Origin of the sequence: Rhodanobacter sp. Root179 (genome assembly GCF_001428465.1) — a bacterium.
GTDB lineage: Bacteria > Pseudomonadota > Gammaproteobacteria > Xanthomonadales > Rhodanobacteraceae > Rhodanobacter.
Genome location: NZ_LMHR01000083.1, coordinates 107,989 through 114,552, shown reverse-complemented (window position 1 = coordinate 114,552; position 6,564 = coordinate 107,989). Strand labels below are relative to the sequence as shown.

At 61.3% G+C, this 6,564-nt stretch carries 7 protein-coding genes and 1 pseudogene; all 8 read left to right on the top strand.

The genetic code is table 11. The features are described from left to right. A pseudogene (locus ASD82_RS12605) lies at positions 1–265 on the top strand (NrdJb); the annotation flags it as partial. 66 nt (positions 266–331) lie between these two features. Continuing rightward, a complete protein-coding gene (locus ASD82_RS17415) occupies positions 332–787 on the top strand; it encodes a hypothetical protein (RefSeq protein WP_157599263.1) in 456 nt (151 codons plus the stop codon). A gap of 18 nt (positions 788–805) precedes the next feature. Beyond that, positions 806–1,303 (top strand): hypothetical protein, encoded by a 498-nt coding sequence (locus ASD82_RS17410; RefSeq protein ID WP_082585332.1) that lies wholly within the window; start codon positions 806–808, stop codon positions 1,301–1,303. A gap of 267 nt (positions 1,304–1,570) precedes the next feature. After that, complete coding sequence (locus tag ASD82_RS12600; protein WP_056718171.1) at positions 1,571–2,023, top strand: hypothetical protein; 453 nt, start codon at positions 1,571–1,573, stop codon at positions 2,021–2,023. 405 nt (positions 2,024–2,428) lie between these two features. Next, on the top strand, positions 2,429–2,809 hold the full coding sequence (locus ASD82_RS12590) for a hypothetical protein (protein ID WP_056718169.1): 381 nt from the start codon (positions 2,429–2,431) through the stop codon (positions 2,807–2,809). Between the two features lie 465 nt (positions 2,810–3,274). Continuing rightward, positions 3,275–4,450, top strand: a complete 1,176-nt coding sequence (locus ASD82_RS12585) for a hypothetical protein (RefSeq protein WP_056718168.1) — start codon at positions 3,275–3,277, stop codon at positions 4,448–4,450. Positions 4,451–4,538: 88 nt separating this feature from the next. Beyond that, positions 4,539–5,027, top strand: a complete 489-nt coding sequence (locus ASD82_RS12580) for a GNAT family N-acetyltransferase (RefSeq protein WP_056718167.1) — start codon at positions 4,539–4,541, stop codon at positions 5,025–5,027. 67 nt (positions 5,028–5,094) lie between these two features. Next, positions 5,095–6,252 carry an aminotransferase class I/II-fold pyridoxal phosphate-dependent enzyme gene (locus ASD82_RS12575; protein WP_082585331.1) on the top strand — a complete coding sequence of 386 codons (1,158 nt, stop codon included), beginning with the start codon at positions 5,095–5,097 and terminating at the stop codon, positions 6,250–6,252. The last annotated feature ends 312 nt before the right edge of the window (positions 6,253–6,564 follow it).

Here is a 6,564-nt window from a genome sequence, read left to right as displayed (position 1 = left end):
GGTGGAGCAGCACATGAAGAACATCGGCCTGATCCATGATCCGGAGATGGATGCGGCGACGCGGCAGTTGATCGCCGACAAGCGGAAAGCCTACGAGGCCGCCAGCGCAAAGACCGATGCCAGCGCTACCACCGGTACGGCCGCCACCGACGCGCTGACGTTTCCGCCGGGCTCGATGATGTGCGACAAGTGCAACACCAAGGCCTTGGTGTTGATGGACAACTGCCAGACTTGCTTGAATTGTGGGTATTCGAAGTGCGGGTAATGTGGTGGAGAGAATGAAAAGGGCGGCTTGTGCCGCCCTTTTTTGCTTCTTGGCATATATATCACCATGATCTACAGTGATCGCCTGCAAGAAATTGCAGCGACTACAGGGGGCGATATGAATTGGATTAATGGGGTTGGATTCGCACTATTCGTGGTGCTCGGTTCGGGCTGTGTTCAAACCAACACAAAACCTGTAACTACTCGTAACGGTGAGCTGACGCACGGCAACGTACAGCTGAACGTGAAGGTTGGTCAGACGTCAAAAGCTGATGTGTTGGAGCATTTTGGTGCGCCAAACATCACGACCATAGATGGGTCTGGCCAAGAGGTTTGGTCTTATCAGCGTCAAGCAACGGTGACCCAATCTAGCTCCAGTAGCAATTACTGGACCGTGATCCTTGCTGGGGGCGGAAATTCTGCTTCGGGATTTGAGCAGACTCAGCGAACCATGACATTGATCATCAAGTTCGGGAAGGATAATCTGGTTTCAGATTTCAGAAGTCGCTCGAGCGAATTTTAAACGCAGGGGGAACAGGGGATGAAAAAGTTTATCGTTGCGGGTTGCCTTGTGGTGGCCGCTCTAGCTGGTTGCGCAACTTCGCCAAATCCGGCGCCAACGTCGTTGCAGATTCAGTCCTTTCAGACAAAGGAATTTGAAACGACCAAGACGATCGCATTTGGATCGGTTTTGAGCGTCTTTCAAGACTTAGGGTACATCGTTCAGAGTGCTGACAAGGACACGGGCTTTATAACTGCAGCAAGCCCAACAACCAATAAGACAGGCTTTTGGCAGGCGATGGGCGGCGTGGCATCAAGCGGCCAGACTAAAGCAACGGCTTTTGTCGAGGAAATGAGACCTGGTTATGTGCGTGTGCGCTTGAATTTTGTAAATACTCGCAGCAATTCAAGCGCGTATGGGCAGAGTCGAAACGAGGACACCCCCATTTTGGATCCAAAAGCATACCAAGTGGCGTTCGAAAAAATCGACGACGCCGTTTTTGTCAGGAAGGGCGCTGCGACTACTGGCCAGAATTAAATAGAAGTATAAAATAATGCAGAAGAAGGGCCAAGTTCATTAACCCTCGTGGGTAAATGAACTTGGCTTTTTCTATTTTCATAAACAAGGGTTCGAGTAAAGTTTAATACGCGGCAATAACGGGGTCACGAATAAATGGGTGGAGTTAATTAAGCTAACGTAATTAACTTCGTTTCCGTTGATTCGGATGAGGAAAGCGGTTTCCACATTTGAATCAACGAAGCAGCATGCGATGCCAACGGCGCAAGAAGGACAAGGGGGCGGTCCATGACACTGAACGAAACAGCGCGGGAATGGCGTTTGAACAGCGCCAGCGCTTCAGCGCTGCTGCCCGTCGTCATCCCGTTGTTGATGCTGGCGTTCGGCTTGGTGGTGCTGATTGCTTCAGCCCTCCGAAGAGTCCAGGTTACCGATTTCAATTTCGGTTTTCTGGTCGTGTGGATCTGCGTGGTGCTGTGGGTGACATACAGCACCCTTTCCATGCCTCGCCGCATCGCCATCGAACCCGGTGGGTGGCTCAGCTTCCGCAGCCCGCTCGGCGAAACGCGCATGCGCGTGCAGGATGTCGTCTCCATCAGCCCCGGACGCGGCCAGCTTGGCTATTTGCAGCTGGAGTACCGAGGCGGAACGCTGCGCTTCATCGCCCAGTTCGATGACTTCCATACCTTCCTCAATCGCCTGACCGAATTGAATCCTGCGGTCGTCCTTGAAGGTTGTTAACCGGTGGCCTGGCCACCGGCGGCCAGTTTCGCTGGGTTCAGATGAAGATCCAGGACCTATCCTTGTTTGTGCTGCCGGGCAGTTGCTTGCCGAGTGCGATGATCGTGTTGTACCTGCGCTGGTGCGGCGACAGCGCGTCTTCGTATGGGTGGTATGGCCTTCCGCTGGCAGCGACGGCGCTGTGCCTGGCTTATCTGAATTTCCTGGTCCGTCAGTCGAGGCGAGGTCAGTAACGCGATGCAGCCAAAGAGATCAGTGACATTGCCTGACTGGTGACAAAGGTTTTCACTGATGGTCGGGCGTGACTCCGGTGGCGACGATGGGGTTCTGTGAGGGTTCTGGAGGTGGTGAACAACATCTCCGGCGCCTGGTTCTTTCTCTCGCCTGCCTTGTCGGATGACTCCCATGCTGCGCTTTCTGTTGGTCTTTTTCGCGCTGGAAGTGCTTGGCTCTGGCGCCGCAGTATGGCTGTTCAAGGCCGGCAGATTGCCTGTGGCGATGGGGGAATTCTTAAGCCTGCACAAGCTTCTCACGCCCGTCATCGTGGCTCTGGTCGCTCCCTTCGTTGCCTTGGCTTTCGCCGCGTTCTGGCCGGCACTCGGGGCTGCGATCGTCCTGAGTTGGCTCTACCTGTATTTCGCGGTGGCCACTGGATGCGCGCTCATCCCCAAGGGAAGCGATGGTGCGGTGGTCTATTTGGCCACTGCTCTGTGGGGAGCCTTGGCTCCAGTCGTGTCCGCTGCTTCAGTCGTGCTTGTCCACTTGTTGATCTTGATATTCCGCTGAATCCAGTGCCATTCGGAACGGACGCATTTGAACGGGTTCGTTGATCTTGGTCGCTCACATGAGTGGCGGGCAGCATTGTTCATGGCCCTTGTCACGATCAGCGGAACCTCAGGGGAAGGAGGTCAAGTCTCGAGGTGGGGGCCCGATCCTCGGCGAATGCAGGTGCGGGATGGCGAAGGTCAGGTGAGTGGCTGGTATGTGTGCGCTTCTGTACCGCCTGGCTTGGCGCGACCCTGGAACTCCCCTGGCCGTCGGTCGAGTCGCAGAGAGTTGCACAAGAGATGCGGGTTGCCGGCGGCATGCCGTCTCGGCGCCCCGGGGCTCGACACGCTCCCGCGGCGTGACTGCGATACCGCCTGGCGAGTAGTGTTCTCTGTCTCTGAAAGCTTTGGTCACGGCAGACTGCGCCATCGCGGGCGTCGCGCCGCTCGTCTCCACCGGTGGTTCCTGTCCTGGAGCAAGTCGATGTCCGAGTTCCTCATCCGCAGCTTTGGCGACCCGCGCAGTTTCACGCCGCAGAATTTTCCGCAGGGGGTGCTGCCGCGCACGTCGGTGGAGAGTTACGTGCCCTGGGCGCTCACGGCCGACCGGCGGGTGGTGTATGCCAAGACCGGCGAGCACACCAGTTGGCGGGGCGGGTCGGCGGGTCTGCGGCCTTACGACAGCCTGGTCAGCCAGGATCGCCGTCGCCTCGCCGAGTCGGCGCTCGGCTTGATGGCGCTGGATCATCCGCAGTTCACGGACGAAGGGGTCGGGCAGGTCAATCTGGCCATCCAGAAATACCTGGACCACCAGCTGGTGACCAATCGGGCCGCGCTGACGAGGGAGCTGTTCGCCATCGGCCAGTATTTCTACACCGGCGGCGGCAGCGGCTTCGGCCGCATTGATACGGTGGCCAAGGCGGCGCTCGGGCCCGATGGCGTGCGCAAGGGCATCTTCAATGCGCTGGCGCGGGGACGGCTGGACCAGAAGATGTCGATCCATGACGCCGTCGGCCGCAAGGTGCTCCCCGCCCTGGGTGGCGAGCAACTGGCGGCGTACAACCATTGGGGGCCGATCCTGCGCCAGGACTGGTTCGACGACGCCGCCAAGCGTGGCCGCAAGCCGGCCGCGCAGCGCGCTGGCGCCACCAGCGTCGGGGGAATCGTGAGGCCAGAGCAGGCCGGGGCGGTGGGCACCACGGCGATCGCGCGGGGTCGCGGCGTCGACATGTTCCAGCGCGACACCGCGCGCACGCGCCAGCCGGAAGCGGACGCCTATTACGATGACGTCGACGCGCGCAATCTGCTGTTCGGCGCCGGCATCTCGGGCACCACCGGCTCGCTGCTGCAATCGGCCTTCGCCTTCGCCGGCGTGTTTCGCGGGGAGCCGCTCAAGCAGTACGTGCTCGCCATCGTGGGTTATCTCGTCGGCGGCGGCATGCACAGCTACCACGAGTCCATGGCGGTGGCGAGCAAGGCGGGCCTGCCCTACAACCCGGGCGCCTACGCATCCAGCCTGCCGCAGGCGTTCCTGGGCTCCATGCAATACGCGGCCTGGCGCACCGACTACTACGACATCGTGGAGCTGGGCGCGACGCATTGGCGACACAATGCCGGCGCCTTGCCGTCACACTTGAACCGGCAGTTGACGCCGTCCTGAGTGGACGAACCCGCGAAACCGGATGGCGGGACGCGTTTGCCCGATGCAGGCGCGTCGCTTCCCGCATGAATCCATGTAAGGTCGCCCGATGCTTCGAAACGCCCATCCTGCCGACTTCCCCGCGATCCTCGCCCTCAACGAGGCCTTCGTCGCCGTGCTCAGTCCGCTGGACGCAGGGCGCCTGGCGCAGTTGCATGCGCAGGCGGCCGTGCATCGGGTGGTCGAGCGGGATGGGCGGATCGAGGCTTTCCTGCTCGCCTTCCGCGAGGGCGCGGATTACGACGGCGCCAACTACCGCTGGTTCGCACAGCGCCATGCGCGCTTTCTGTACGTGGACCGCATCGTGGTCGCCGGTGACGGGCAGGCCGGGGGCATCGGCAGTCGGCTCTATGCCGATGTCCGTGCGCTGGCCTCGGCGGACGCGGTGCCGCTGATCGCCTGCGAATTCGATATCGATCCGCCCAACCCGGCCTCCGCACGTTTTCATGCCAGGCAAGGCTTCCACGAAGTCGGGCAGCGGCGGGTCGACGGCGGCAAGGTGGTGTCCATGCAAGTGCTCGACGTAGCTGCCCCGTGAGGTCGTGGATTGCGAGGAGCTGCTTCGTCCGAAACCCGTCGAATCATCGAAACCAGGGGATACGCACATGACGCTGAGCCGACGCACATTTCTTGCCGGGCTACCCGCGGCTGTCGGTGGCTTGGGCTTGATGCAGGCGGCACCCGCGCTGTTTGCCGCAAGTGTTGCGAAGAAGACGCCTGCACCGGTCAGCGCGCGGACGGTGGCGCTGCTGCGTGATGCGGCGCCGCTGAGTCCGCTGGAGGAGGCGCGGCGATTGGCCCATCTGGTCGAACGCTACCCGCTGGCGGAAGACAGATATCTGGAAGGCGGCGCCGTCGGCGAGCTGGAGAAATCCATGGCGGCCCTGCTGGGCAAGCCGGACGCGGCGTTCATGCCCACCGGCACGCTCGCCAACCAGCTGGCGCTGCGCCTGCTGTGCGGCGACAACCGCCACGCGCTCGCCCAGCATGACAGCCATGTCTACCTGGACGAGAGCGATGCCAGTCAGACGCTGAGCGGGATCAATCTGGTGCCGTTGTCAGCGGGCAAGGCGATACCGGATATGGATGAGCTCAAGGCGGCGATCGATGAAGCGGAGAGCAGCCACGCACCATTGAAGGTTGGCGCGATCTCGATCGAGAGTCCGGTGCGACGGCATCACGGGGCCAGCGTTCCGTTCGACCAGCTTGAGGGGATTGCTGCTCTGGCCAGGCAACATCGCATCGGCATGCACTGGGATGGGGCGCGCGCGATGCTGCTCTACGGCACGCCTGGCTTTGACCTCAAGCGCACCAGCGCGCTGTTCGACACGGTATACGTGTCGCTCTACAAATACCTGGGTGCGCCGTACGGCGCGATCCTCGCCGGCAGCGGTGAAATGGTGGCCCGGGCGCGTGCACTGCGCCACCTGTTCGGCGGCCAGATCATGTCCGGCTGGCAGGCAGCACTGCCCGTCCTCGATACGCTGCCCGGCTTCGCCGAACGTTTCATCAAGGCACGCGAGCGCGGCGAGCAACTGCTGACGGCGTTGCAGGCCGCCGGTGGTTTCAGGCTGCAGCGGATACCCCACGCCAGCAACATCTGTCAGGTGTATATCGCGCCGGAGCGGCTGGTGGGCTTGGAGCAACGCCTCGCGGCGGCGGATATTCGTGTCCACCTCGAAGACGGCTACATGCCGTTCTTCATCAACGAGAGCATCCTGCGTCGCCCAGTCCACGAGTTGCTGAGGGCGTTCATCGGTTAGGGCGACGAAGTCGCCACAAGCAAACCCGAGGGGGCGGGGCAATCAAATGCGTGATCACGGGCCACATGCCAGGGCGAAGTGCGCGCGAACAGGAAGCGGCGTCGCCGCGATTGAACCGCTGTGGTCACCACCGCCGCTGTGACTGGGCAGGTTGTCGGCTTGTCGACAGGGAGATGGTCGCAGCGTCGTCGTGTGTACGGTCGCCGGTGCCGCCTCTACCATTGCTCATGGCCCAGACGGTAGTTTCGCCGTGTCAACGGCGGCTGGGGCGGGTTGCTACGCCGCTGTCTGCGCTATGCAATTCCATTTGAC

What these genes read in the sequence shown, in the direction of transcription:
- ASD82_RS17415 (WP_157599263.1), top strand. Translation starts at nt 332, where the DNA reads ATGATCTACAGTGATCGCCTGCAAGAAATTGCAGCGACTACAGGGGGC.
- ASD82_RS17410 (WP_082585332.1), top strand. Translation starts at nt 806, where the DNA reads ATGAAAAAGTTTATCGTTGCGGGTTGCCTTGTGGTGGCCGCTCTAGCT.
- ASD82_RS12600 (WP_056718171.1), top strand. Translation starts at nt 1,571, where the DNA reads ATGACACTGAACGAAACAGCGCGGGAATGGCGTTTGAACAGCGCCAGC.
- ASD82_RS12590 (WP_056718169.1), top strand. Translation starts at nt 2,429, where the DNA reads ATGCTGCGCTTTCTGTTGGTCTTTTTCGCGCTGGAAGTGCTTGGCTCT.
- ASD82_RS12585 (WP_056718168.1), top strand. Translation starts at nt 3,275, where the DNA reads ATGTCCGAGTTCCTCATCCGCAGCTTTGGCGACCCGCGCAGTTTCACG.
- ASD82_RS12580 (WP_056718167.1), top strand. Translation starts at nt 4,539, where the DNA reads ATGCTTCGAAACGCCCATCCTGCCGACTTCCCCGCGATCCTCGCCCTC.
- ASD82_RS12575 (WP_082585331.1), top strand. Translation starts at nt 5,095, where the DNA reads ATGACGCTGAGCCGACGCACATTTCTTGCCGGGCTACCCGCGGCTGTC.